General features: G+C 66.8%; 16 protein-coding genes and 1 other RNA gene. 11 read left to right on the top strand and 6 right to left on the bottom strand.

The features are described from left to right. The first annotated feature begins 70 nt into the window (after positions 1-70). Complete coding sequence (locus ACCQ05_RS21135; RefSeq protein WP_372391432.1) at positions 71-1,021, top strand: IS481 family transposase; 951 nt, start codon at positions 71-73, stop codon at positions 1,019-1,021. Here ACCQ05_RS21135 and ACCQ05_RS21130 read toward each other — a convergent pair. The 3 genes from ACCQ05_RS21130 to ACCQ05_RS21120 form a co-directional block, all read right to left on the bottom strand. Further along, on the bottom strand, positions 1,018-2,535 hold the full coding sequence (locus tag ACCQ05_RS21130) for a carotenoid oxygenase family protein (protein WP_372392400.1): 1,518 nt from the start codon (positions 2,533-2,535) through the stop codon (positions 1,018-1,020). The genes ACCQ05_RS21135 and ACCQ05_RS21130 overlap by 4 nt on opposite strands. A 25-nt stretch (positions 2,536-2,560) precedes the next feature. Then, entirely contained in the window at positions 2,561-2,953 is a 393-nt protein-coding gene (locus ACCQ05_RS21125) for a DUF2141 domain-containing protein (RefSeq protein WP_372394209.1), read from the bottom strand. 234 nt (positions 2,954-3,187) lie between these two features. Beyond that, positions 3,188-3,754 (bottom strand): methyltransferase family protein, encoded by a 567-nt coding sequence (locus ACCQ05_RS21120; protein ID WP_372392398.1) that lies wholly within the window; start codon positions 3,752-3,754, stop codon positions 3,188-3,190. A 170-nt stretch (positions 3,755-3,924) separates the two neighbouring features. On the opposite strand from ACCQ05_RS21120, the gene ACCQ05_RS21115 reads away from it, so the two are divergent. The 3 genes from ACCQ05_RS21115 to ACCQ05_RS21105 all read left to right on the top strand — a co-directional run bounded on the left by ACCQ05_RS21115 (position 3,925) and on the right by ACCQ05_RS21105 (position 6,537). Beyond that, positions 3,925-5,151 (top strand): sensor histidine kinase, encoded by a 1,227-nt coding sequence (locus tag ACCQ05_RS21115; protein ID WP_372392397.1) that lies wholly within the window; start codon positions 3,925-3,927, stop codon positions 5,149-5,151. Next, positions 5,148-5,780 (top strand): response regulator transcription factor, encoded by a 633-nt coding sequence (locus ACCQ05_RS21110; RefSeq protein WP_372392395.1) that lies wholly within the window; start codon positions 5,148-5,150, stop codon positions 5,778-5,780. The genes ACCQ05_RS21115 and ACCQ05_RS21110 overlap by 4 nt, the downstream gene beginning before the upstream one ends. Before the next feature lie 628 nt (positions 5,781-6,408). Beyond that, positions 6,409-6,537, top strand: coding sequence for a hypothetical protein (locus tag ACCQ05_RS21105; RefSeq protein ID WP_372392394.1), 129 nt, complete (start codon positions 6,409-6,411; stop codon positions 6,535-6,537). Between the two features lie 217 nt (positions 6,538-6,754). Here ACCQ05_RS21105 and ACCQ05_RS21100 read toward each other — a convergent pair whose 3' ends face one another. Together ACCQ05_RS21100 and ACCQ05_RS21095 are read right to left on the bottom strand one after the other, a co-directional pair. Continuing rightward, complete coding sequence (locus ACCQ05_RS21100) at positions 6,755-7,156, bottom strand: hypothetical protein (RefSeq protein ID WP_372392393.1); 402 nt, start codon at positions 7,154-7,156, stop codon at positions 6,755-6,757. Continuing rightward, entirely contained in the window at positions 7,153-10,503 is a 3,351-nt protein-coding gene (locus tag ACCQ05_RS21095) for an nSTAND1 domain-containing NTPase (protein WP_372392391.1), read from the bottom strand. The genes ACCQ05_RS21100 and ACCQ05_RS21095 overlap by 4 nt, the downstream gene beginning before the upstream one ends. Before the next feature lie 283 nt (positions 10,504-10,786). On the opposite strand from ACCQ05_RS21095, the gene fabV reads away from it, so the two are divergent. Continuing rightward, positions 10,787-11,995: an enoyl-ACP reductase FabV gene (gene fabV, locus ACCQ05_RS21090; RefSeq protein ID WP_372392390.1), complete on the top strand. Its 1,209-nt coding sequence runs from the start codon at positions 10,787-10,789 to the stop codon at positions 11,993-11,995. Positions 11,996-12,440: 445 nt separating this feature from the next. On the opposite strand, the gene ACCQ05_RS21085 is transcribed toward fabV, so the two are convergent. Further along, positions 12,441-13,463 carry a PfkB family carbohydrate kinase gene (locus tag ACCQ05_RS21085; RefSeq protein ID WP_372392389.1) on the bottom strand — a complete coding sequence of 341 codons (1,023 nt, stop codon included), beginning with the start codon at positions 13,461-13,463 and terminating at the stop codon, positions 12,441-12,443. 284 nt (positions 13,464-13,747) lie between these two features. Here ACCQ05_RS21085 and ACCQ05_RS21080 point away from each other — a divergent pair, with 284 nt between their 5' ends. The 6 genes from ACCQ05_RS21080 (at position 13,748) to ACCQ05_RS21055 (ending at position 26,040) form a co-directional block, all read left to right on the top strand. Beyond that, positions 13,748-16,528, top strand: a complete 2,781-nt coding sequence (locus ACCQ05_RS21080; RefSeq protein WP_372360272.1) for a TonB-dependent receptor — start codon at positions 13,748-13,750, stop codon at positions 16,526-16,528. A 239-nt stretch (positions 16,529-16,767) separates the two neighbouring features. Next, entirely contained in the window at positions 16,768-19,962 is a 3,195-nt protein-coding gene (locus ACCQ05_RS21075; RefSeq protein ID WP_372392387.1) for a TonB-dependent receptor, read from the top strand. Positions 19,963-19,974: 12 nt separating this feature from the next. Further along, entirely contained in the window at positions 19,975-20,949 is a 975-nt protein-coding gene (locus ACCQ05_RS21070; RefSeq protein WP_228964355.1) for a pectinesterase family protein, read from the top strand. Continuing rightward, positions 20,949-21,977, top strand: coding sequence for a pectate lyase (pelA, locus tag ACCQ05_RS21065; protein WP_372392385.1), 1,029 nt, complete (start codon positions 20,949-20,951; stop codon positions 21,975-21,977). The genes ACCQ05_RS21070 and pelA overlap by 1 nt, the downstream gene beginning before the upstream one ends. 64 nt (positions 21,978-22,041) lie before the next feature. After that, positions 22,042-22,117, top strand: a non-coding RNA gene (locus tag ACCQ05_RS21060) — sX9 sRNA. A 77-nt stretch (positions 22,118-22,194) separates the two neighbouring features. After that, positions 22,195-26,040: a LamG-like jellyroll fold domain-containing protein gene (locus tag ACCQ05_RS21055; protein ID WP_372394207.1), complete on the top strand. Its 3,846-nt coding sequence runs from the start codon at positions 22,195-22,197 to the stop codon at positions 26,038-26,040. The last annotated feature ends 398 nt before the right edge of the window (positions 26,041-26,438 follow it).

The raw sequence follows: 26,438 nt of genomic DNA, 5'->3' as shown, positions 1-26,438 counted from the left end.
TAGGTTGTTCATCCGGGGCCGATCTGGAAGATGGGGGTTACCACACCAACCCAGCCCCCAGGAGCCCCGGATGAACCTGCATAAACATGCCCGTTTGACGCCGCGAGGTCGAGCCTTGCTCGTGCAGCGCATCGTGGAGCACGGCTTGCGAGTGGAAGAGGCCGCGCACGCCAGTGGCGTGAGCGTGCGGACCGCCTACAAGTGGCTGGCGCGCTACCGCCTGCTGGGAGAGGACGGCCTGCAGGACCGTTCTTCGCGCCCTCAACACTGTCCGCATGCCACGCCGCCGGAACTGGTCGAGCAGATCCTGCAGCAACGCCGACAACGCGCCACCTATTGGCAGATCGCCACCCACCTGAACGTGGGCCACAGCACCATCGCGCGCATCGTGCGCCGTGCCGGCCTGCATCGCCTGGCCGAACTGGAACCCAAGCCCCCTGTCGTGCGCTACCAATACCCCCAGCCTGGCGGCATGTTGCATCTGGACATCAAAAAGCTCGGGCGCTTCCAGCAAGCCGGCCATCGCGTCACGGGGGACCGTACCCAGACCAGCCGAGGCGCCGGATGGGAGTATGTCCATGTCGCCATCGACGATCACTCCCGCGTTGCCTTTACCAGCCTGCATCCAGATGAGTGCGGTGTTAGTGCCTGCCGGGCGTTGATCGCCGCATTGCGCTACTACCGTAGCCTGGGCGTGACCTTCCAGCGGGTGTTGACCGACAACGGCGCCTGCTATCGCTCCAAGGCCTTCGCCCGCACCATCCGGCGCCTCAACCTCAGGCACTACCGCACCCGCCCCTATACCCCACGCACCAACGGCAAGGCAGAACGCTTCATCCAGACGGCATTGCGTGAGTGGGCTTATGCCCACCGCTACGACAACTCCGAGCAACGTGCCGCGCACCTATTGCCCTGGCTCCATCACTACAACTGGCATCGGCCCCATGCCAGTCTCGGAAAACGCCCACCCATCTCCCGCATCCACATTCCACTGAACAACGTGGTGGGTTTACACAGCTAGGCGTCGAAGGCAAACTGCCCGTGGAATCCCAGCGGCACTGCGTAGGGCAGCCAGGCCTGCGCCACTGGCCCGGCATCGACGTGGCGCGCGTTCAGCACCATCAGCCCGGTGCGTGCACGTCGGGTGTCCAGCACGGTGCCGACCAGCCAGCCATCGTCGGGGCGGTCGCTGCCTGGCCGGGGCACGAACACGTGCTCTTCGGCCAGCACATGCGCGCCATAGCGATGCACCTGGCGCCGGTCGCGCTCCAGGTCGTAGGCCGCCACGGCATTGAGGAACGGCGACTGGTTCGGCCCGTCGATGCACGGCGCGTACAGGCGCGCACCTTGCGTGCCCGGCGTGCGGCGGTCGAACAGCGGCAGTTCCAGGTCGTCCACCGGATGCGCCTGCCAGTGCGCACGGCCACTGGCCAGGTCCAGATGCAGGCTGCGCAGCTGCACCGGGGCCGGCGCGGCCGCCGGGTCGCCGTGCATGGCCGCACGCATCGGCGAGCGCGCTTGTTCCGGGTCGGTATGCACGATGGCGCGCACCACGATGCGGTCGCGTTGCGCGTAGGCATCGGCGAAGTGGTAGGCCACCGCGAAGTCGGCCTCGAACCAGCGCGGCTGGTCCAGCGCATCCTTGGGCACCACCGCAATCCGGCACGGCGCCTCGGGCGTGAAGCGCAGTTGTTCGAAGAACGCGCCGTCGCCATCCAGCCGCCGATACGGCGCCAGCACCAGGATCAGATGCCGCTGCGTCATCGCAAAGCTGTGCAGGTAGCCGGGCGCGTCGGTCTGCAGCAACTGCACGGTGCGCAGCGTGGCGTCGGCATTCAGATGCCATAGCAGCACACCGGTGGCGCCCACGATGCTGATCGACCCGAAGTTCCAGGCGCTGCCGTCGGCATCGATCAGCGGATGCGCCGAGAACGGCATGGCTGCCAGATCCTCGCGCCAGGTCACCGGGCCGAGCGTGCCCAGTGCATCCGGGTCCACCTCGATCGCCGAACCGGCTTCCCACAGCGCAAACAGGCGGCCGTTGAGCCGCATCACCGAGGTATTGGCGGTATTGACGTCGTCGTTGTTGCGTGCCGGCTGCATGTCCGGCACCGCGGTGCCGGCGGCACGGTACAGAAAACGCCCCGCCTGTTGCTCCTGGGTGAACTTATGCGTGGCCACCATGCGCCCCAGGTGCCGCACCTGGGGGCCGCCCAACTGCCAGCGATGCAGCATGCCGTCGCCATCGAACCAGTGTTCGTAGCGGAACCCGGCGCGCTCGGTCCAGGCAGGTCCATTGCGATACAGGCTGCCTGCCAGCCCGTCGGGCAGGGTGCCCTGCAGCGGCACGCTGGTCGGCCCCAAGGTGGCGCTGTCCACACTGCGCCAGCCCAGCAGCCACGGTGTGCGCTGCAACTGCGCATGAAACGCGGCAGCGTCCGCTGCATCGGCCGGCGCGCTGCGCAGTGCCAGGCTGCCGAGCGCGGCGCTGCCGGCGGCAGCCAGCACCGATTGCAGGAAGCGGCGGCGGTGCATGCGGTGCTCCTTTCGGGTGGCAGGCTCAGCGCATCTGCACGGCGATGCGTTTACCGGCGGCCGGCAGCGCGAACACGATCTCGTCGAAGCCGGGTTTGCGCATGCCGGTGGGGTTGTTGCTGAAGCAGTAGCCTTCCACCGGCATGCCGATCAGGTTGGTATCCAGCTTGCCGTTGGCGTTCTCGTCGTGATTGATCATCACCGCATAGCGCCCCGGCGGCAGGTTCTTGAACTGGACATGCGGCGCGGTGCTGGCGATGGGCACTGTCTGCGCCTGCACCGGCGGCTGGCTGCCATCCAGTTGCGCGGCGCTGGCGATGACCGCGATACGCAAGGTGCCCTGCTGCGAGCGCAGCCCGGTGATGCCCACATCCAGCTCGGCGGCGTAGGCGGCAGCGCTGCCGAGCAGGCCGACCAGGGCGGCGGCACAGGCAAGGGTGCGGGCAAGCATGCAATGCTCCTGACAGTGTTGGACGGCGAAGGCTGGGGCCGATGGTACGCAGCGGGTCACGGCCGTGGCGGTGGCGCCGGTCGCAGATCGGCCCATACGCAGCCTGCCCACACACTGCGGCAGGCGATCGATCCCACGCCGTACGGGGCCGAACCTGTGTGCGAGCCGGCGAAGTGGCTTCGCTCGCAGGACGCGGCGGCTTCACCACACCAGCGGCAGCAGGCGATGGCTGTGCGCCGCGTACGCCGGGTAGACGATGGGAAAGGCGCGCTGCAACGCGGCTTCTTCGATGCGGATGCGGCGCAGGAACGCCCAGGTCACCGGCAGCACGATCGCCAGCAGCGACGCGGCATTGCCCATGCCCAGCGCAAGCCCGTAAAAAGCCATCAGCGCGCCGGTGAAGGACGGATGCCGCAGCCAGCGATACGGGCCGCTGCGCACCAGCTGATGACCGGCCTGGATGGTGCCGTCCACCGTGAACCAGCGCGCCAGCACCGTGATGGCCCACACGCGCACCGCCAGCCCGCCGCCGATCAGCGCACACGCCGCCCACCGCAGCGGTTCCTGCCAGGCATGCGGCCAGTGCATGACGCCGGCAAACGCCAACCCCACTGCCGCCGCAATGGACAGCGACAGCACCCGCCACAGCTGGCCCAGGGTGCCGCGATCATGCGCGCCGCCATCGGCCGCACGGCGCTGCTGGCGCAGCCACAGTTCGTAACCGATCCACAGCAGGCTGAGTGCGGTGAGCAGAGGGGATGCAGGCATGGGAGAGCTCCGGTAGTGGTGGGATACGTGGTGGATGGATCGGCAAGGACACAGCCAGCAGGAAGCAGACAGCAGGCGGTTGAGATGGCGGCAGCCCGGCTGCCATCCAGCGCGTGGTCCATGCCAGGCGCTGGGCTGTCTCACCTGGCATCGGTGTCCCGCGGCCAGTGATGCCAGTGTGCCCAGCGCCGGTGCGACCCGCAGGAGCCGCAGGTCATCGATCCCACCTGCCAGAAGTCACCTTCTGCGCGCGCCCCATTGCCGGGCAGCGGCGCGGCGGTCAGCATCGCCGCATGAAACATGTCCTGCGCGAGTTGATCCAACCCCTGAGCCTGGCCGGGCTGCTGGCGATCGCGGCGGTGGCGCTGTCGTTCAACGCCATCCCATCGACGCACGGTGGCTGGCGTTGGGTGGGACTGGCCGGGTTTACCGTCCTGTTCCTGCTGCACGACCTGCTGCCGCGCCAGCACGTGGTGCGCAATGTGTCGTTGCTGCTGCAGGCCGCACTGGCGCTGGGCCTGACGGCGCTGCAGCCGCGTGCCGGCACCACCCCGGTGCTGCTGGTCATGCTGGTGGCGCAACTGGCGATGGTGTGGCCGCCGCTGCGGGTGGTGGCGATGGCGCTGGTCATGAACGCGATCATGTATGCGTTGTTCGTGCGCGCCGGCTTCGACAACGCGCTGCTGTCGGTCGTCGTCTACGCCAGCTTCCAGGCGTTTGCCGCGCTCACCGCCTATTACGCGCGCAGTGCCGAGCGCGCGCGCGACGCATTGGCCTACGTCAACGCCGATCTGCTGGCCACGCGCGCCTTGCTGGCCGACAGCGCGCGCGATGCCGAGCGCCTGCGGCTGGCGCGCGAGCTGCACGACGTGGCCGGGCACAAGCTCACCGCCATGCGCATCAATCTGCGCCTGCTCGCCGCCGACCCGGCACTGGCAGGGCGCGACGACATCCGGGTGGTGGAGCAGCTGTCTGCCGACCTGTTGTCGGACATCCGCAACGTGGTGCAGTCCTTGCGCGATGACCAGGGCCTGGACCTGCACACCGCCCTGCGCGCGCTGGCCGCACCGTTCCCGCGCCCGGCGTTGCGGCTGCAGATCGATCCCGACGTGCGCGTGACCGACGCCCGCGTGGCCGAGCTGCTGCTGCGGCTGGTGCAGGAGGCACTGACCAACGCGGTGCGGCATGCCGATGCCAACGAAGTGGCCGTGCACCTGCAGTGCCAGGACGCGCAGCTGCGCGTGGACATCCACGACGACGGCCACCGCGCCGAGCGCATCCGCGAGGGCAACGGCATCACCGGCATGCGCGAGCGGCTGGCGGCCCTGCACGGCCAGCTGCAACTGGAGCGCACCGCGCAGGGCGGCATGCATCTGATTGCTACACTGCCGCGATGAGTTCACTCCGCATCGCCCTGGCCGACGACCAGGTCCTGGTCCGCGCCGGCCTGCGCGCCTTGCTGCAGCAGCAAGGCGTGGAGGTGGTCTGCGAGGCCGACGACGGGCAGGGCCTGCTGGACGCGCTGGCCACCACCACGGTGGACGTGGTGCTCAGCGATATCCGCATGCCCGGCATCGACGGCATCCAGGCGCTGCAGCAGCTGCGCGCCCGCGGCGACCGCACCCCGGTGCTGTTGCTGACCACCTTCGACGACAGCGACCTGCTGCTGCGCGCCAGCGAGGCCGGCGCGCAGGGCTTCCTGCTCAAGGACGCCGCCCCGGAAGACCTGCGCGACGCCATCGCCCGCGTCGCCGCCGGCGACACCCTGCTGCAGCCGGTCAGCACCGACCCGGTGCGCGCCCGCTACCAGTTCCGCGACCAGCAGGCCCCGCGCGAGACCTTCAACGAACGCGAGGTCGCCATCCTGCGCCTGCTGGCCGGCGGCTACTCCAACAAGGAGATCGCCCGCACCCTATTCCTGGCCGAGGGCACGGTGAAGAACTACGTCTCCACCATCCTGGAAAAGCTCGGCACCCGCGACCGCACCCGGGCGGTGTTGAAGGCGATTACGTTGCGGGTGATTTGATGCCGGGATTTGGGAGTCGGGAGTGGGGATTCGTAAAAAGCGCGACCCCGGGGCGGCATGAAGTCAGGGGCCGATGCAAGCATTGGGCGCCGATGCTCGCAGGAAAGAGCCCCTGTCCCGGCGGGGCGAGAAGGGACCGCTTGCGCGCCACTGGCGCGCGGAGCGGGGGTTGGGGTGAGGGGACGGGGCGAAGCCACCTAGCGATGGATCACACCAGGCTTCGCCCGTACCCTCATCCGCCCTTGCGGGCACCTTCTCCCCCATAAAGGGGGACAATGTCCCGAGGGGAGGAGGTAAGCATCAAGCCCCTCTCCTGCGGGGCGAGAAGGCACCGCTTGCGCGCCACTGGCGCGCGTGCCTTGGAGCGCCCGCGCTGCTAGCGCGGGCTGGGGCGCGGAGCGGGGGTCGGGGTGAGGGTACGGGGCGAAGCCACTCGGGACACCTGTTGATCACCAAATGGGGCTGAGCTATCTATTTGTTTTATATGAAATTTAAAGCGTCAATCAGCATCAGGCAGCAACCGTAAGGTTGCCGTCAGGTCAGGCGCCGCCCCAGACAGCAAGGTCGTCCGGCGGCCTCTGGAGCCGCCCGGAACCGCGTCGCGCTCCGGCCTGCTGCGGAGCCCGTCATGCGCCCCTTCCGATACCTTGCCTTGCGGTTGATCGTGGCCGTCATGGTCGTCTGGTCGTTCCCGACCCAGGCCGAATTGCCCGGCCCGTGGGTCCAGGCCGCTCTGCTGGCTCAAGCCCAGGGTTGAGGCAGCAGCGTGGTTGCCGACACCCACAGCAGAGACGACCGGTCGAGGGAGCTGCACGCCGCCGCTGATGCGAACGCTGGACGCCGATGCCGTGCTGGACCGTGGTCAATGCTTGGGCAGAAAATGGGCAGGCGAGGACCGCCGTCGGCGGCCCTCGCGGTGCTGCGTGGACCGACGCCGGTGGAGGATGCACATCCCCGTCCCGGCGAGGGCAGGTTCACGGGGTGATCTGCGGATCGTTGCCCACCTCGGGGTCGCAGCTGAAGGTTTCGTGGCGTTGAAGGTCCTCGACGACCACCATGAAGAAGATCAGCGTGGAGCGATCGTTGGCATTGCGGAACGAGACCCAGCGGCCGTCGCGGTCGTACTTGATGTTGCTGATCTGGTTCTGCGAATCGGAGCTGATCAGGTTGCGAATCTTGAAGTTGAATCCCACCGCGTCGTCGAACCGGTAGCACATGGTGACATTGCGCTGGTCGCCGGGCACCAGCATCAGCCCTGGCCTGAAGTGGTACTGGTACTTCCCGTGGCCGGTGTTGCCGCCGATTTCCACATACGCCACCGACATGTCGCAATGAATGTGCGTCTCGGGGTGGCACTTGGTTTCCTGTTCCGTCATGACGAGGTCTGTTCCTTGGGGAGCGGGGCATAGAAGGAAACGAACCCCGGATGACGGTAGCCCGCCTGATACAGCCACCCGAGTTGGTGCATGACTATCGCCTGCCGACCCAGATGGATCTGCGCGCGGATCCAGGGATCGAGCAAGGCCTTGTTGTGGCTGGCGCCGGCGTCCTGGCCCAGCACCGCCACCGCGCGTTCCCAGCATTGGCGCGCTGGACCGGCCTGGCCGGTTGCGGCGTGTTGCTCTCCTTGCCACACCAGTGCGTGCGCCAGGGTGGTCGGCCCCAGCGGATCCTGCGGCCGCGCGCGATGCAGCGCCTCCAGCCTGGCGACGCTGGCCTGCAGGGCTGCCGCGCGCGCGGGCGATGCGGCCGGCTGCAGATACGCCAGGCGCAGGCCGATCACCGCATCCAGCCATTGCCATTCCGGTAGCGCCTGGCCTTGCTGCAGCAACGGTGCCAGGCGTTGCCGGGCCTGCTGCAACGCACGTTGGCCCTGTGCAGGGCGTCCATCCAGTGCCGTCGCCCAGCCGATCTGCGCGTAGGCATGGGACAGGTCGCGCTGCCATTGCAGGTTGTCCGGTTGCAGGGCGACCAACGGCTGCAGGATCGCCACGGTGGCCTGCGCATCGGCCTGGGCCTGTGCGGTCTGACCGCGCGCCAGCGCCAGGTTGGATGCCAGCAGCAACGAGGTGGCCAACCGCCGCCGCCATGTGTCGGCATCCGGCGTGGCCGCCACCAGCGTGCGCAGCATTGCGATCTGTTCGCGGTACCCGGCTTCGGCATCGGCCAACAGGCCCTGGGTTTCCTGTGCGGAGCTGCGCCACGACAGGCCATTGATCAACTCATAGCGCACGCTGGTGTTGCCCGGCGTGGCGGCCAGCACCTGCTGCTTGAGCGCGATCGAGCGGGTGAACAGGGGAATGGCGCTGGCCGCAGCGCCCTGGTTCTGCGCCAGCGAACCGAGATTGGTGAGCGCGTAGGACAGCTCCAGCTGCCAGCGCGGGTCGTGCGGGGCGGTGCGCTGCAGGGCCTCGGCAATGGCCAGGTAGCGCGACCAGTGCTCGCGCGCCACTGCCGGTTGCTTGCGTTGGTACGCAAGATACCCGCGCCAATAGGCGGCCTGCCCTGTCTCTGCGCGCGCTTCCAGCAGGTTCGGAGCATGCTGCACCGCCTGCTCGGCGATGCGCGAGGCACGCAGGAACGCCGCCTGCGCCTGATCCAGCTTGCCCTGGTTCATCAATACCTCGCCGGTGGTGCGCAGGGCACGGGCGTGGTTGACCAGCTCGGTCGGCTGCATGCCGATACTCGGCAGGTTTTCCAGATAGCGCAGCGCGCGGCTGCCCACGCTGTCGAGCAGCTTGAGGTTGCCCACCGTGCGCAACTGCTCGGCCAGGTCGCCCAGCATGTAGCTCACCAGTTGCTGCGCCTGGTCGCGGCGTTCTTCTGCCGCCTGCTGCGCCTGGCGCGCCTGCCAGCCCAGCAGCAGCGAGGCGCTGGCCAGCAGCACCAGCAAGCCGGCGGCGGCGCCATACAGGCCGCGACGGCGCTGCTGGGAGCGCTCGCAGGCACGCAGGAAGGCCAGCTCCGCTGCGTCCAGATCCTGCGGCATGCGCCGCGCCGCTTCGCGCGCTTCGCTCAGCGGGCGCCCGCTGTTGAGCAGGTGATCGCTGCGCCGGCCTTCGGCGGCCCAACGCTGTGCGGCCAGTTGCAACCGCTTGCGCGCCTGCAGCAGGCGGCGGTTTTCATGGATCCACTCGGCCGCGCGCGGCCACTGCCGCAGCAGCGCTTCGTGCGCCACCGCGAAGCCCGGTTCGCCGGCCACCAGCTCGCTGACGAACAGGCGCGCCTGCACGAAGGCATCCACCAGCGTGCGCGCGCCGCTGGCATCGGGCAGCGCCGACCACGGCGCACGCCGCGCGGTCACCGCGTCGCTGTCGGGGTGGATCACGCTCAGCAGCGTCAGCACCTGGCCCAAGGCGGCCTGCGCACTGGCCGGCAATGCGCCGAAGGTGCGCTCGGCGTGATGCGCCAGCGCGCCTTCCAGCCCGCCCAGGGCGCGGTAGGCGGCAAAGGTCAGCAAGCCGTCCTCGCTGCGTTGCGCATGCAGCGCATGCAACAAGTGCTGCAGCAACGGCAAGGCATCGGGCTGGCGTGCAGTGGCATCGCGCAGCACATCGTCCAGGTGGCTGGCGCTGTCGCGGTCCTGCTCGAAGCGCAGCCCCGCCATGGCGGCGGGCACGCGGATGATCTGGCCGATCTCGCCATCGCGCGGCGGCAACAGGTCCACGTGCCCGTCGCCGCGCTTGCGTTCCACGATCTCCGGCACCGCATCGATCAGGCGCGGGTAGAAGTCGCTGCGCGTCAGCATCAGCACCGCCACCTGCGTGCCGCCGCACAAGGCCTGCAATGCCGCCGCCAGTGCGGCGCGGTCGGCATCGGTGATGCCGGGTGTGGCCACCATCGCCTCGGCATGGTCGATCACCAGCAGCAGATGCCGTTGCGCCGCTGCGCCTTCGCGTGGCGGTGCAGCGTGACGCATCGCTTCGGCAATGGCCGCATGCAGCGGTGCAGGGCGCTGCAGCCAGTCCGGCAGCAGCGCCATCTGCGCCGGCGAGAACACCGCGCGTTGGCCCGGCTCCCATCCTGCAAGTGCGCGCGCCAGGGTGTCCAGCACATCGCCGCCGCGGCACTGGGCCAGGTTGCAATACGCCACCGCCAGCGCTTCCAGCCCGTCCAGCCCGCCCGGCTGGGTCAGCAGCGGCACCACGCCGGCACGCAGCAACGAGGTCTTGCCGCAGCCGCTGGCGCCACTGATCAGCACCAGCCCGCGCTGGCTGTGCAACTGCGCACGCAGCGCTGCCGCCACCTGCGCGATGGCATGGCTGCGGCCGAAGAACACCTGCGCATGCGCCGGGTCGAATGCCTGCAGGCCCACGTACGGGCTGCCGTGGCTCCAGGTCTGCGTACCCAGCACCGCGCCGCGGTAATCCTCGGGAAACACCACCTTCGGCAGCAGCCGGTACCCGCGCTTGCGGATGGTTTCGATGAAGCGCGGCTGGCGGCTGTCGTCGCCGAGCTTGCGGCGCAGCTGGGCGATGGTCTTGTGCACCGGGTTGTCGCCGTAGAAGCTGCCATGCCACACCTCGATCAGCAACTGCTCGGCACTGACCACCTCGCCGGCGCGTTCGGCCAGCGCGATCAGCACTTCCATCATGCGCGGTTCCAGCGCGATGGTCTGGCCGTCGTCGATCACCAGCAACCGTTCCGGTTCCACCAGCAACGCGCCCAGGCGGAAGCGCGGCACCGAGCCAAGTTGCGTGACGCGCTCGCTACGAAGGGACATGCACTCGGACACCGGTCGCACAGCTGGAAGGGGCCTTGACGATCGCCACCAGGCGCGGCCAAGCGCAGCACGGCAGGGACGAAAACGTAGCATAGCCGGCGCCGGTGGACTTCGATTGCGGTCGCTGTTCGCGGCGGCGTGGGCCGGCGATGGTGCGGCCAACGGTGCGTGGCCGGCGGCCGCCACGCGCATCCATACAGTAGCGTGTGTTGCGCATCAGGCTGTTTCGCATGCGCCACACGCTCTAAGATGCCGCCAGCATCTTGCTGACCAGGAGTCCACGTTGATCATCCATCCCAAAGTGCGCGGCTTCATCTGCACCACCACGCATCCGATCGGTTGCGAGCGCAATGTGCTCGAACAGATCGCCGCCACCCGCGCGCGCGGCGTGCGCACCGACGGCCCGAAGAAGGTGCTGGTGATCGGCGCATCCAGCGGCTACGGCCTGGCCTCGCGCATCACGGCCGCGTTCGGCTTCGGCGCCGACACGCTGGGCGTGTTCTTCGAAAAACCCGGCAGCCCCACCAAGGCGGGTACCGCCGGCTGGTACAACTCGGCCGCGTTCGACAAACACGCCAAGGCCGCGGGTCTGTACAGCAGGTCGATCAATGGCGATGCGTTCTCCGACGCGGCGCGCGCGAAGGTGATCGAGCTGATCAAGACCGAGATGGGCGGCCAGGTCGATCTGGTCGTGTATTCGCTGGCTTCGCCGGTGCGCAAGCTGCCCGGCAGCGGCGAAGTGAAGCGCTCGGCGCTCAAGCCGATCGGCAACACCTATACCGCCACCGCCATCGACACCAACAAGGACACCGTCATCCAGGCCTCGATCGAGCCGGCGACCGAGCAGGAGATCGAAGACACCGTCACCGTGATGGGCGGGCAGGACTGGGAACTGTGGATCGATGCGCTGGACGGCGCCGGAGTGCTCGCCGAGGGCGCGCGCAGCGTGGCCTTCAGCTACATCGGCACCGAGATCACCTGGCCGATCTACTGGCACGGCGCGCTCGGCAAGGCCAAGGTGGACCTGGACCGCACCGCGCAGCGTTTGAACGCGCGCCTGGCCAGCCGTGGCGGTGGCGCCAATGTCGCGGTGCTCAAGTCGGTGGTCACCCAGGCCAGCGCGGCCATCCCGGTGATGCCGCTGTACATCTCCATGGTCTACAAGATCATGAAGGAAAAGGGCCTGCACGAAGGCACCATCGAGCAGCTGGACCGCCTGTTCCGCGAGCGCTTGTACCGCGAAGACGGCCAGCCGGCCGAAGTGGATGACGAAAACCGCCTGCGCCTGGACGACTGGGAGCTGCGCGACGACGTGCAGGACGCCTGCAAGGCGCTATGGCCGCAGGTCACCACCGAGAACCTGTTCCAGCTCACCGACTACGCCGGCTACAAGCACGAGTTCCTCAAGCTGTTCGGCTTCGAACGCAGCGACGTGGACTACGACGCCGATGTGGATCCGGACGTGAAGTTCGATTGCATCGAGTTGGGGTGATTGCCGGGATTTGGGATTCGCAGGAGCCGGTGCCTGGCGCTTCGAGTTCCCGCACTGTTGCACTCGAGAACGGCCGGTAGGCAATACCGGCCGTTTCCGTCGGTGTCGGCGCTTGGCTCTGCGGCGTGTTGTGCGATCGAGACGCTGACATGGCGCATTGCTGCCGGGTGCGCTGCGGTTGCCGGTGGCCTGGAGCGGCTGACAGAACGGCGTGGGTAAGTCGCCTGGTGTCTGGAAGGTGCATGCAGAAAGCGCGGCGTCTGCGTGATCCATGAGGATTCCCTGCAGCGGCCGTGCCCTCATCCGCCCTTCGGGCACCTTCTCCCCCGTAAAGGGGGACAATGTCCCGAGGGGAGAAGGGAGAAACGCGCGCAGCACGCACCGCTTGCCGAATTCCAAAATCCCGACTCCCGCCTACTAATCCCCAATCCCCAATCCCAGCGCATCAGCGCCTCACATCGAACCGCGCATCCCCCACGCAGGCCTGCACCTCGGCCACCGACAGCGGATTGAAATCGCCCGGAATCGAATGCTTCAAACACCCGGCGGCCAGGCCGAAGCGCGCCGTGTCCTGCAGCGGCCAGCCCTCGATCAGGCCGTGCAGCACGCCGGCGGCAAACGCGTCGCCGCCGCCGATGCGGTCGATGATCGGGGTGAGTTCTTCGCTGGGCACATGCGCCAGCGCGCCTTCGCGCGGCACCAGCATCGCGCCCAGGCTGTGGTGGTCCACGTTGTGCGCCACACGCTGCGTGCACGCCATCAACTGCAGCTGCGGGAAGGCGGCAAACGCCTGCTGCGCGGCCGCTTCCACCCGCGCTTCCAGCGTGTCCTGCGGGAACTGCCCACCCAGCACCACGCCGATGTCGCGGTAGTCGGCAAACACCACATCCGCGCAGTCAAACAGCTGGTGCAGGATGCCGCGCGCATCGCCCTGCCAGCGCTGCCACAGCTTGGGCCGGTAATTGCCGTCGAAGGAGACCTTGACCCCGGCCGCACGCGCGGCGCGCGCGGCCGCCAGCGTGGCCTGCGCAACGTCGGCGCCCAGCGCCGGGCTCACCCCGGACAGGTGCAGCCACTGCACGCCCTGGAGCAGGGCCGGCCAGTCGTAGGCATCGGCAGGCGCCAGCGCAAAGGCCGAGTCGGCGCGGTCGTAGACCACTTCGCTTGGGCGGTGGATCGCGCCGGTGGTCAGGAAGTACAGACCCATCCGGCCCTCCACCCGCCGCACGTGGCGGGTGTCGACATCATGCCGGCGCAGTTCGCCCAGCACCGCCGCACCCAGCGGATTGTCGGCCACCGTGCTCACCATGGCCACGTCATGGCCAAAGTGCGCCAGCGAGACGCCGACGTTGGCTTCGGCGCCCCCGCAGTGCACATCCAGTCGCGGCTGCTGCAGCAGCCACTCGTGCCCAGGCGCCCCCAGGCGCAACAACAACTCACCAAAACACAGGATGCGGGCTCGACTCATGCGGCAGTACCTCGGCTGTGTGGTGCGTCACGGGGTGGGGGAACCGCAGCGCGTTAAGATGACCATCGGTGTCATTCTAGCCTTGCCTGGAGACGCTCGGACAGGCCCAGCATGCGACACGGGGTGACGGCTTGCGCCCCATTTAGGCGAAATCCGGATGCATTTCTGCTGCGCTGCAAGATGTTGAACGACGATTCAGCTGGTAACGTCGTTTTGACCAGCGGTGTCATTGCCGCTCACAACCAGACATTCATGTTGTTCATGGACCCTTGGGAGGGGAGGACATGCAATTTCGGACCACCAACCGGAAGACACCGGTTACCTTGCTGGCATTGTCGATCGGCCTGGCGCTGAGCGGCCAGGTTGGCGCGCAAGACGCCGCCCCATCGGCTGCCGAGCCCGCTGTCGACCTGGATACCGTCACAGTCACCGGCTACCGCGCCAGCGTTGAGAAGGCGCTGGACATCAAGCGCGGCGAAGCCGGCGTGGTCGATGCCATCGTCGCCGAGGACATCGGCAAGTTCCCCGACCTCAACCTGGCCGAGTCGCTGCAGCGCATCCCCGGCGTGGTGATCACCCGCGAAGCCGGCGAAGGCCGCGCCATTTCGGTGCGTGGCCTGGGCCCGGAGTTCACCCGCGTGCGCATCAACGGCATGGAGGCACTCACCACCGTGGGCGCCGGCGACCAGAGCGGCGGCACCAACCGCGGCCGCGGCTTCGACTTCAACGTGTTCGCCTCGGACCTGTTCTCGCAGCTGATCGCGCGCAAGACCGCCTCGGCCGACGTGGAAGAAGGCTCGCTGGGCGCCACCGTCGACCTGCGCACCGCGCGTCCGTTCGACTACAGCGGCTTCACCTTCGCCGCCAGCGGCCAGGCGGCCTATAACGCCATGGCCGAAAAGGCCAACCCGCGCGTGGCCGCGTTGATCGCCAACACCTGGGCCGACAACACCTTCGGCGCCTTGTTGTCGGTGGCCTTCACCGAGCGTGAGGTGCTGGAAGAAGGCGCCAACACCGGCCGCTGGGCCAACGGCACCAGCAACGGCGGCTTCAATGCGGCCTCGCCGTTCGCCGCCGCGCGCTCGGCCGATGTCTACCACCCGCGTTTTCCGCGCTACACCCAGCAGATCCACGACCAGCAGCGCCTGGGCGTGACCGGCGCGCTGCAATGGAAGCCCTCCGACCGCACCACGCTGTCGCTGGACATGCTGTATTCCAAGATCGATGCCAAGCGCGACGAGCACTACATCGAAGCGATCTCCTTCAGCCGCAACCGCGACGGGCTCACTCCGCGCCGTGCGGTGCGCGACGGCAAGCCGGGCACCATCGTGCGCAATGGCGAGATCCGCAACAATGCGCTGGTCTATGGCGAGTTCGACAACGTGGATATCCGCTCGGAAAACCGCCACGACGAGTGGAATACCGAGTTCAGGCAGATCAGCTTCGATGTGGAGCATCGCTTCAACGATGCCTTCAGCATGAATGCCCGGGTCGGCACCTCGCGCTCGGCGCACGAGAACCCGATCCAGACCACCATCATCATGGACAAGTACGACGTCGACGGGTACAGCTACGACTACCGTGGCAACAGCCGCGCGCCGGTGCTGAACTACGGCATCAACCCGACCGATCCCACCGGTTGGGAACTGGCCGAAATCCGCCTGCGCCCGCAGTCGGTCGATAACGACTTCGATACCGGCCAGGTCGACTTCAACTGGAACATCAGCCCCGGCTTCCGCCTCAAGGGCGGCGTGCTGGCCAAGAACTACAGCTTCAGCACGGTCGAGTTGCGCCGCGCCAACGAGCTGGCCGTGCCCACCTTCGCCAACGGCAGCACCATCATGCCGGTGGGCCTGACCGAACAGGCCGGGCTGAAGGGCATCAACGGCAGCCCGGCCGACTGGGTGGTGCCCAACCTGGATGCCGTGGCCAACCAGCTCGGCATCTACAGCAACAGCGGCACCTTCGCCGTGGCGCCGCGCGTGAACAACAGCCGCAGCGTCGAAGAAAAGGATCGCGGCGTGTGGTTGATGGGCGAGTTCTCCACCGATCTGGGATCCATCCCGCTGTCGGGTAATTTCGGCGTGCGTTACGTGGAAACCGAGCAGGAGTCCACCGGTTATGCGTTGATCAACAACGCCCCGGCACTGACCACGGTCAGCCGCAAGTACGACAACACGCTGCCCTCGTTCAACCTGGTCGCCGAGCTGGCACCGGACCTGCTGTTGCGCCTTGGCGCAGCCAAGGTCATGAGCCGTCCCGGCCTGGGCAGCCTCACCCCGGGCGTCACCGTGGCCGTGGCCGGCGGTGCGCGCACCGTGGCCGGCGGCAACCCGGACCTGGACCCGATCGAAGCCACCAACGTCGACCTCGGCCTGGAGTGGTACTTCGAGGAAGGCGCCATGCTCGGCGTCGGCCTGTTCTACAAGGACATCGAAAGCTTCATCCAGACCGCGCGCGAAGTGCGTCCGTACTCCAGCAGTGGCCTGCCGGCCTCGTTGCTGGACGGCACCGGCGCCACCGTCAACGACGACTTCGCCTTCAGCATCCCGCTCAACACCCCGGGCGGCGAACTGAAGGGCGTGGAAGCCAACTACACCCAACCCTTCACCTTCCTGCCGGGCAAGTGGGCCAACCTGGGCGTGCAGCTCAACTACACCTGGGTCGATTCGCAGATCCAGTACCTGGCCAGCAGTGGCGCGCCGGTGATGAAGAACGACCTGCTGGGTCTGTCGCGCTCGTCGTGGAACGCCACGTTGTTCTACGAAGGCGAGTCCTTCGCAGGCCGCGTGTCGGCCACCAACCGCGACGACTACCTCACCCAGGCACCGGGTGCGGAAGCCGGCTTCAACGTCGATGGCGTGCACGGCATGACCGGCACCACCATGATCGACGCTTCGCTGCGCTACAAGATCAGCAAGGAGCTGGAGCTGAGCCTGGAAGGCATCAACCTCACCAACGAAGCCCAGGACGAGTGGGTGTCCTCGCCGCGCACCGGCCAGTTGCCGCTGCAATACGCCGAAACCGGCCGCCAGTACCTGCTGGGCCTGCGCTACAAGTTCTGAGTATTGCCCGCCCGCTGCGCACAGGCGCAGCGGGCCCCATTTGAACGCCTGATCGCATTGCCGCCTGCGCCGCAGTTCCGTGCGCGCATGCAACGCGGTGGGCGTGATCCACGCCGCAGCACCGCATCGCGCCACAGAACGGCGCGCCGCGCGGTGGCCGGCGATGTAACGAGTTCGCGCCCGTGGCCCGTGGGAGGCCGCAAGCGTCTTTGCAGCTGTGCCATGGAGAGAGCCGCATCATGCATGTCCGTTCGTGCCGTCCCGCCCGTATGGCGGCCGCCCGTCTGCCCACCGCACGTCTGTCTGTGGCCATCGTCCTGGCCTTGCACGCGGCCGCCGCCGCCGCGCAGACCGCGCCGGCGCCGACCACCGATGCGGTGGATCTGGACCGCGTGCAGGTCAAGGCCACCTATCGCGAGAGCCTGCAGCAATCGCTGGACACCAAGCGCTACAGCGTCGAGCAGGTGGATGCCATCCATGCCGAAGACATCGGCAAGTTTCCCGACCTGAATCTGGCCGAATCGATGCAGCGCATCGCCGGCGTCTCGATCGACCGCGAAGGCGGCGAGGGCAAGCAGATCTCCGTGCGCGGCCTGGGCTCGGACTTCACCCGCGTGCGCATCAACGGGCTGGAAGCGCTGGCCACCGCCGGCAGCGGCAGCGATGGCGTCAACCGCAGCCGCGGTTTCGACTTCAACACCTTCGCCTCGGAACTGTTCAGCCGCGTCACCATCAGCAAGACACAGTCGGCGCAGACCGACGAAGGCTCGCTCGGCGCCACGGTGGACCTGCGCGGCTCGCGGCCGTTCGATTTCGACGGCTTCGAGGCGGCCGCCTCCACCCAGTATGGCTACAACGATCTCTCGCGCGAAAACGATCCGCGCGTGTCCGGCCTGATCAGCAACATCTGGGCCGATGGCCGCTTCGGCGCGCTGATGTCGGTGTCCTACAGCGAACGCCATCTGCGCGAGGAAGGCTACAACCCGGTGCGCTGGGAGCACGGCAACTATCGCAACTCCAACCAGAGCACCGCCACCAACAACGGCACCTACGGCTTCTGCTCGCCGGTGGGCTACAACCCGCAGACCCCGCGCAACCCGCTGTCCAACGAAACCCGCGCCGGGGTCGGTTCGCAGGCCAACCAGGACCGCAACAACGGCTGGGGCAGCTACGGCATCAGCGCCACCACCTGCGGCACCGGCATCGCGCGCCCGGCCAATACGCCGGAGAACATCCAGGCCTATGAAACCGCCACCGATGCGTGGATTCCGCGCTACCCGCGCTATATCCGCACCGATCACCAGATCGAGCGGCTGGGCGTCACCGGCGCGTTGCAGTTCAAGGTCAGCGAGGACACCCTGCTGAACTTCGACCTGCTGTATTCCAAGCTGGACAAGGACCAGCGCGAAGACTCGGTCGGCGCCAACCTGCACCGCACCGCCAACTTCGGCGGCAAGACCCAGATCGCCGTGCGGCAGGCACAGGTGGACGAGCAGAACCGGCTCACCTACGGCGTGTTCGACAACGTCGACTTCCGCACCGAATCCAGCAACATCGAAGAATCCACCGAGTTCAAGCAGTTCAGCCTGGACCTGCAGCACCGCTTCAACGACCAGGTGCGCGTCAATGCCCTGGTCGGCCACTCGACCTCGGACTACGAACGCCCCGAGTTTTCGATGGTGAGTTTCGACAACACCAACCTGGACGGCTTCGTGCTCGACCGCCGCGGTGGTGGCGACTACCCCAGCATGACCTTCCCGTTCGATGCCGGCAGCACCAACAACTGGCAGTGGCTGGGCTATGGCGCGGTACCGGTCAACAGCAATGGCACCGCACGCGGCACCAACATCAGCGAAGTGCGGCTCAATCCGCAATCGGTGAGCAATACCTTCGACACCGCCAAGCTGGATCTGGAATTCAACATCAGCCCCACCTTCACCTTCCGCACCGGGCTGGCCTACAAGAACTACGACATGGATACGTCGGAGTCGCGCAACATCTCCTACGGACGTCTGGCGCAGGCACTGCCCGCCGGCGTGGGCGTGGCCGACCTGAGCACCAACCTGGATGGATTCGGCCGCAGCTTGAACGGCAGCTTCCCCACCACCTGGGTGATTCCGGATTTCCAGAAGGTCGCCGACCTGCTCAACATCAATTGCAACTGCGATACCGGCGTGCCCGGCGGCGATTACCGCCTGGCCGATGTGGGCCACTTCGGCTCGTCCAACAACAATTTCGCCGTCAACGAAAAGAGCCTGGGCACCTACCTGCAGCTGGATTTCAACACCGACCTGTGGGGCCGCGCGCTGCGCGGCAACCTGGGCGTGCGCTACGTGCAGACCCAGATCGCCGCCAGCGGCTATGCGCCATGCACGGCCACCGCCGCCGGCGCCATCTCGCCCAACTGCCAATCGTTCTTCGGCGTGGCCAGCGCCACCGCCGCGCCCGGCGAGCGCCTGCTGGTGCCCACCACGGTCAACCACAACTACCGCGATGTGCTGCCCTCGTTGAACCTGTCGTGGGATGTCGGCGAAGAGGTGGTGTTGCGCTTCGGTGCGGCCAAGACCATGGCGCGGCCCACGCTGGCGTATCTGTCGCCCAGCGTCAGCGGCGGCCCCACCCAGTTCTTCGACGATGGGCGCTTTTTCTCGATCAATCTGGGCAACCCCAAGCTCGACCCGTTCCGCTCCACCAACTACGACCTCAGCGCCGAATGGTACTTCCGCGAAGGCTCGCTGCTGTCGGCGGCGGTGTTCTACAAGGACATCGACAGCTACGTACAGCGCACCCGCGTGCTCACCACCTGGGAAGCGATGGGCTATTCGCTGGACCTGCTGCCCGCAGGTTTCACGCCCGACACCATCTTCAACGTACAGAGCTACTTCAACACGCCCGGCGGCCCGCTCAAGGGCTTCGAGTTGACCTACCAGCAGGCCTTCGACTTCCTGCCCGGCTTCTGGCGCAACTTCGGTGTGCAGCTCAACTACACCCAGGTCGATTCCAAGATCAATTACCTGTTCAGCACCGCCGGCAACAGCAATACCAGCATCACCACCACCACCACCGAACGCGACCTGCTCAATCTCTCGCCGCAGTCCTACAACGCCACCGTCTATTACGACGACGGCCGCTTCAGTGCGCGCGTGTCCACCAGCTATCGCGACGGCTACATCAACAACATCCTGGCCCAGGAAGACGTCTACGACCTGGATGGTCGGCGCCTGGCCACGGCCGATGTCACCGGTAAATACAGTGTTGAAAACGTCGATTTCAACATGTCCTACAAGCTCAACGACCACCTGTCGCTGACCTTCGAGGCCATCAACCTACTCGACACCCCCGATCGCCGCTACGTCGATTCCACGCTGGAACTGCCCGACAAGTACACCGTGACCGGGCGTCAGTACTACATCGGCGCGCGCTACAAGTTCTGACAGGAGCAACCCATGCAACTGCATCGCAGGATGGTATTACGTACGCTCGCCGCCACCGCTGTGGCGGCGGGGCTCTCCCTCAGTGGCATCGCCATCGCCGCCGACCCGGTCTATACCGTGGCCAAGCAGGGCAACGCCGGCTACCGCACCGTGCAGGCCGCCATCGACGCCGCGGTACAGGGCGGCAAACGCGCGCAGATCAAGGTCGGTGCCGGCGTCTATCAGGAATTGATCGTGGTGCCGGCCAATGCCCCCGCATTGAAGCTCACCGGCGCCGGCGCTACCCAGACCGTCATCACCTACGACAACTACGCCTCGCGCATCAACCCGGCCACCGGCACCGAATATGGCACCTCCGGCTCGTCCAGCGTCATCATCGCCGGCAACGACTTCACCGCCGAACAGCTGAGCCTGGGCAACCACGCCGGCCCGGTAGGCCAGGCGGTGGCGGTGCGTGTGGATGGCGACCGCGCCGCGTTCCGCAACGTACGCTTCCTGGGCTACCAGGACACGCTGTACCTGCGTGGCGCCAAGCTGTCGTACTTCCTGGATTGCTATGTCGAAGGCACGGTGGACTTCGTGTTCGGTGCCGGCACCGCACTGTTCGAAAACGTGCAGCTGCATTCGCTGGGCGATGGCTATCTCACCGCCGCCTCCACCCCGCAGGAAGCCGCGCGCGGTTTCGTGTTCCGCAATGCGCGCGTCACCGCCGCCAGCGGCGTGTCTCGGGTGTTCCTGGGCCGCCCATGGCGCCCCTATGCCAGCGTCAGCTTCATCAGCAGCCAGCTGGGCAAGCACATCGTGCCCGAAGGCTGGAACAACTGGGGCAATGCCGCCAACGAGGCCACCGCCCGCTACAGCGAATACCAGAGCAGTGGCGACGGCGCCAACCCCTCGCGCCGCGTGAAGTGGTCGCGCCAGCTCACCGCCGCGCAGGCCGCCGCATTGGACCGCAACACCATTCTTGGCAACTGGAGGCCGTTCTGATGATCAAGTTCTCCACATTAGCGCTCAGCGGCGCACTGCTGCTGGCCCCGCTGTCGGCCATGGCCGACAAGATCGCCGACAACATGCTGCTGTTGCAGACCGCCTCCGGCGGCTGGTCCAAGCAGTACAAGGGCGTGGCCGTCGATTACACCCGCACCTTCACCGCCGCGGAAATCGCCGAGCTGCAGCAACCCGGCCGCAAGGACGATGCCACCATCGACAACAAGGCCACCACGTACGAAATCACGTACCTGGCCACCGCCTTCAAGAACGAGAAGAACGCCAAGTACATCGCCGCCGCGCGTCGTGGCGTGGACTATCTGCTGAAGGCGCAGTACGCCAACGGCGGCTGGCCACAGTTCTACCCGGACCTGTCGTCCTACCATCACCAGATCACCTACAACGACGACGCGATGGTGCGCGTGCTCAACCTGCTGCAGGACATCGGCGAGGGCAAGGGCGACACCGGCGCGCAACTGCGCGGCAGCCATGGCGCCAAGTCCACCCAGGCCGTGGCCAAGGGCCTGGAATGCGTGCTCGCCACCCAGGTCAAGATTGGCGGCACCCTCACCATCTGGGGTGCGCAATACGACGAGGTCACCCTCAAGCCGGCCAAGGCGCGCGCGTATGAGCTTGCCTCGCTGGCCTCGGGCGAATCGGTCAGCATCGTGCGCTTTCTGATGCGCCAGCCCAATCCCTCGGCCAAGATCAAGACCGCGGTGCAGGCGGCCGCAGTCTGGTTCGACACCCACCGCATGCGCGATCTGGCCACCAAGAAGATCGACGACCCCAAACAGGAAACCGGCAAGGACGTGATCCTGGTCGCGCAACCGGGCGCCTCCTTGTGGGCACGCTTCTACGACCTGCAGAATCAACGCCCGCTGTATGCCAACCGCGAGGGCAAGGCCTTGACCGACTACATGCAGGTGCCCAACGAACGCCGCGTCGGCTATGCCTGGCACGGCACCTGGCCGGACAAGCTGCTGAAGGACGAGATTCCCAAGTGGAGGGCAGCCAACGGGCTGTAGCCGTCAGGGCAGCTGACACGACTGCGCAGCCACCAGATTGGCGCGGCCGGTGCACGAAACCGGCATGTACCCCTCGTACACTGCGGTTGCGGGTACGCCGTCCACGCCAGCTGGCAACAGCGCGCGATGCGCTGTTGGCTGCTCTCGGTACCCGCCGCGCGGCGCCCCCGCGCGGCGATGTTTTTCAAGAAGTGAGGTAAGCGTGCTGAAGCTTTTGATGGGTGTGGTGTGTCTGATCGCGTTGCCGGCAAGCGCAGCGTCCGTGGCTGCACCGGAACTGCTGTTCCGCGTGTCCGCCGATCGCAGCTTGGAAGCCGACGTGGCCCGCGGCGACGGCGTGCCCAACTTCCGCGACAAGATCACCCTGGTGCCCACCGGCAAGCGTGGCAACGCCATCGAATGGGCCGACGACGGCGTGCTGTCGTGGAATGCGCCCGGCAACCTCTACACCCAGCGCGGCACGCTCAGCTTCTTCTGGCGTTCGCGCTATCCCGTCGGCGAAGCGCCGTTCGTGATCTTCCGCGTCGGCTACGCCGACCACACCAGCTGGGACATGGCCTGGCTGCGCATCGACTGGAACGGCCACGGCTTCGATGCCTTCGTCACCGACGCCAATCTCGCGCGCACCCGCGTCTCCTTCAAGCTGGATAAACCCCCCACTGCCAGCGACTGGACGCATATCGCCTTCGCCTGGGACGAAACCCGTGGCGTGCGCCTGTATGTCGATGGGAAAGAAGCCGCACGCGTGGACTGCGGTGCGCCCTGCGCCAATGGCGGCGCGCTCGACTACGATGCCGCGCTGGACCAGTTCGGCTTGGCCGGCCGCGTGATGTCGCCGCACCAGGTGCAGAGCCGCTACAACTTCCTGCGCGGCAGCGACTTCGACGAACTCCGCATCTACGACCGCATGCTCGACGCCAGCGGCGCCGCCGCGCTCGCACGCCTGCAGGAGCCCACCAGCGCCGAAGCACCCACCGCGCAGGCCCAGCATGCCGCCTTTCTGCACCGCTACGGCTGGGACAACGGCCACGCACCGCCACTGCTGGACGCACCGGTCACCCGCATTCGCAAGGTGGAATTCACCGACGCACGCGACCTCAAGCAATGGATGTGGAAGGCCACCGACGGCATCGCCGAAACCACCTGGCCCGGCGTCTACAACCGCTCGCGCCTGCCCGGGCGTAACGACTATTTCCAGCTGCCGGACTGGAACACCTACGTCGAAGGCGGCAAGGCGCTGGACCTCACCCTGCCGGACGAGCCGGTCAACCGCATCGAGCTGCGCGGCGCCGCCTATGGCCAGGCCACGTACGCCACATCCGACGCCCAGCCGCAGCCCTTGTTCGCACGCAGCCAGGGCGTGGTACGCAGCGTGGACCAGTTCCCCGAGCGCCGCGGCGGCACCCTGCGCTTTGCCAACACCGCGCAGGAAACCCCCATCCAGGAAATCTGGGCCTACAACGTGCAACCGGGCGATGTGCCCAAGGGCAGCGCGCAACTCAGCTACACCGTGCGCAGCGACATCCAGCCCGACTACGACAACCTCGCCGCGCTGCGTGCCGTCATCGCCGGCCGTTATCCGGTAAGCGAGCGCCAGACCGTGATCGCGCTGCCTACCAAGGCGCCTGCCCGTAAGCGCCCCAGCGACAAGGCCGCAGCACGCGCGCAGCAACCCATCGTGCACATCCTGGTGCCCTCCAGCCTGGGCGACCCGCCCCCGGATCAGGCGCTGATGCGCAGCTGGTCCTACGGCTGGGAGAACATGCACGACGGCCTGGACGGCATCGCCATCACCCTGCCGGCGCTGAACCTGCCGGCCACCCACAACGGCAGCATCCCGCTCAACATCCGCATCAAGGACCCCATCTGGCCCGCGCGCGACATGATCGACGTCTCGGTCGCCGTCGCCCCCGGCCAAGCCCGCACGCTGTGGCTGGACCTGCGCGACAGAATCCTCAGCAACGACAGCCTGATGCTCAGCATCGCCGCCGCCGCGCCCGGCTTCGATGCCAACGCGCTGGACGGCACCCAGCTGCAACTGGTGTTCAAGCCGCGCAACGAGGCCATCAAGGAGCACGTGGCCGACCGCTTCAACCAGGTCAAGGACAACTGGGGCTTCCTGGTAGAAGAACACACCACCTCCAAGCGCCAGCTGCTCTACAAGCGCCTGGACGCCGACATCACCGACCTGCTGCGCGTCGACCCGGACCACGCGCTCGGCCGCCAGTACTGGAACGACATCAGCTACGCCAACCAGGGCGCGTTGCCTGTCGAGCTGCCCAGCGTGCCCAAGGGCGTGCCCGCCTGGGCGTTCTGGCAACTGCAAGACCTCAGCGCCACCCGCCGCTACATCCGCTGGTGGATCGAGCAGCGCCAGGTGGCCTACGGCGATTTCGGCGGCGGCATCTCCGACGACTCGGACCTGGTGCAGCAATGGCCCGGCGTCGCCCTGATGGGCGTGGACCCGGACCTGCTCAATGCCTCCATGCTGGCGCTGTCCGATGCCAACTACCGCAACGGCATGTTTACCAACGGCCTGTCCACCATCGAAACCGACGAGCTGCATGCGTATGAGGAGGGCATCAACCTCAACAGCGCCCTGCTGTATCTCAACTGGGGCGACCCGCGCACCGTCGAGCGCCTGATGGAAACCGTCAAGGCGTTCGATAATGTCATCCAGGTCAACCCGCAAGACCACCTGCTGTTCGCCAGCAACTGGTTCGGCGGCCGCAAGATCTACCGCGAGCCCAACTGGCAATGGCAAAAACCGTACTCCTTCCCCATCGTGCACCCGGCCATCCTGCTGGGAGCCTATAACGCCGACCCCAACAGCCGCCGCATCGTCACAGGGTTAGCAGATGGCTATCTCGCACACGCCTACACCAACGCCAAGGGCAACTGGGCGCTGCCCAACGAGATCAACTGGCAAACCGGCAAAACCCGCGGCGGCGAACTGTTCGAAGGCAGCGGCGGCGCCGACACCTTGCACACCTTCTGGGCCGCCTACCGCTTCACCGGCGAGCAGCGCTATCTCAAACCCATCGACTACCGCGTCGCCAACAGCGGCCCCAATGGTTTATCGCTGCTCAACGAAAACTTCCTCGACGTCATGGGCAAGCGCAGCGACTGGAGTGGCAAGCTCATCGACGCCGCAAATAAAGACGAAGGCAGCGCCCCGGACTTCCCGCACCACGTGGCCTGGGAGCAAACCGGCAATCTGGATTATCTCGCCGCCATTTACCGCAGCGAGGCAAGAGAGAAACTGCAGAACTTCTACATGAACACCGAAGGCCACTGGTGGAGCGACCGCGTCGAATCCCCCACGGTCAACCTGCAACGCGCACGCCTAGGCGGTGTGGCACTCAAGCGCAACCAGACCTACCCCGGCCACACCGTGAGCTGGCGCTTTAATGACCCGGAGGCTGCCACCCAGGTCGCCATCGCCATCCCCGCACCCCAACAAGACCGCTTCACTGTCATCGCCTACAACACGTCCAACAAAGCGCAGCGCGCCAGCATGACCGGCTGGAACGTCGCCCCGGGCCAATGGCGCATCACCCAGGGCGTAAGCAAAGCCAATGACGGCAAGCTCGACAGCAACGCCAAGACGCAGGAGCGCACCTTCCAAAAAAGCGCATCCATCGACATCGACTTCCCCGCAGGTCGCACCACCGTGCTGCAGCTCGAACGCATCGCAGCCACCACCCCGGTCGAACTGCGCCCGGACCTGGGCATTGGCCACGGCGATGTGCGCGTGACTGCAGACGCCATCGAAGTGACCGTGCACAGCCTCGGCCACGCCGATGCGCCGGCGGGGTTTGTGGTGCTGGAGGATGCGCGTGGCAAGGAGTTGGCGCGGAGCGCGTTTCCGGCGCTCGCCGCGCCACGCAATCTGCAGCCAATCACCACCCAGGTACGCCTGCCGCTAACCAACGCAGCAAATCCAAAAACCGCGCAGGTGCGTGTGGTGACCGAAAGCAACGCCCCAGAGATTACCGAACTCAACAATAAACTCGCTCTACCCACCCCAGCCAAGCCGGCAACCGCAAAAAACAGCCAATAACCCAACACACCAATCCCTTCTCCCGCACGTGAGTCCCTTCTCCCGCACGCGGGAGAAGGTGCCCGCAGGGCGGATGAGGGCAAACCCGACAAAGCCAGCGCTCAATCGCGTAAACACATTGACGCAACCCAAAAACTCGGCGAGGATCAAGACACGCAGTATGTAACGCAGCCGCAAAGCCACACATTTCTTCAGGGGGAAGAAACAATGTTGAGCAAGGCATGGAGCATCGTGGCACTGAGTGTGGCCGCACTGGGGATGCGGCATAACACCTGGCGTCAGACGGACATAGCTGAAAAGCGGTGAGCTTCAAGTGCTCGTGACGATTTACCACGGTCGGGGAGTCGGCGAGGATTGTGTTACGCCGTGCTTAGGCGGTCCAACAGTAGTTAGGCCTC

It is taken from the genome of Xanthomonas sp. NCPPB 3582 (assembly GCF_041475735.2).
GTDB lineage: Bacteria > Pseudomonadota > Gammaproteobacteria > Xanthomonadales > Xanthomonadaceae > Xanthomonas > Xanthomonas codiaei.
This window is presented reverse-complemented; position numbering and strand designations above follow the sequence as displayed.

What these genes read in the sequence shown, in the direction of transcription:
- ACCQ05_RS21130 (WP_372392400.1), bottom strand. Translation starts at nt 2,535, where the DNA reads ATGCACCGCCGCCGCTTCCTGCAATCGGTGCTGGCTGCCGCCGGCAGC.
- ACCQ05_RS21100 (WP_372392393.1), bottom strand. Translation starts at nt 7,156, where the DNA reads ATGACGGAACAGGAAACCAAGTGCCACCCCGAGACGCACATTCATTGC.
- ACCQ05_RS21110 (WP_372392395.1), top strand. Translation starts at nt 5,148, where the DNA reads ATGAGTTCACTCCGCATCGCCCTGGCCGACGACCAGGTCCTGGTCCGC.
- ACCQ05_RS21135 (WP_372391432.1), top strand. Translation starts at nt 71, where the DNA reads ATGAACCTGCATAAACATGCCCGTTTGACGCCGCGAGGTCGAGCCTTG.
- pelA (WP_372392385.1), top strand. Translation starts at nt 20,949, where the DNA reads ATGATCAAGTTCTCCACATTAGCGCTCAGCGGCGCACTGCTGCTGGCC.
- ACCQ05_RS21075 (WP_372392387.1), top strand. Translation starts at nt 16,768, where the DNA reads ATGCATGTCCGTTCGTGCCGTCCCGCCCGTATGGCGGCCGCCCGTCTG.
- ACCQ05_RS21120 (WP_372392398.1), bottom strand. Translation starts at nt 3,754, where the DNA reads ATGCCTGCATCCCCTCTGCTCACCGCACTCAGCCTGCTGTGGATCGGT.
- ACCQ05_RS21095 (WP_372392391.1), bottom strand. Translation starts at nt 10,503, where the DNA reads ATGTCCCTTCGTAGCGAGCGCGTCACGCAACTTGGCTCGGTGCCGCGC.
- ACCQ05_RS21070 (WP_228964355.1), top strand. Translation starts at nt 19,975, where the DNA reads ATGCAACTGCATCGCAGGATGGTATTACGTACGCTCGCCGCCACCGCT.
- ACCQ05_RS21115 (WP_372392397.1), top strand. Translation starts at nt 3,925, where the DNA reads ATGCCAGTGTGCCCAGCGCCGGTGCGACCCGCAGGAGCCGCAGGTCAT.
- ACCQ05_RS21055 (WP_372394207.1), top strand. Translation starts at nt 22,195, where the DNA reads ATGGGTGTGGTGTGTCTGATCGCGTTGCCGGCAAGCGCAGCGTCCGTG.
- ACCQ05_RS21085 (WP_372392389.1), bottom strand. Translation starts at nt 13,463, where the DNA reads ATGAGTCGAGCCCGCATCCTGTGTTTTGGTGAGTTGTTGTTGCGCCTG.
- ACCQ05_RS21080 (WP_372360272.1), top strand. Translation starts at nt 13,748, where the DNA reads ATGCAATTTCGGACCACCAACCGGAAGACACCGGTTACCTTGCTGGCA.
- ACCQ05_RS21105 (WP_372392394.1), top strand. Translation starts at nt 6,409, where the DNA reads ATGCGCCCCTTCCGATACCTTGCCTTGCGGTTGATCGTGGCCGTCATG.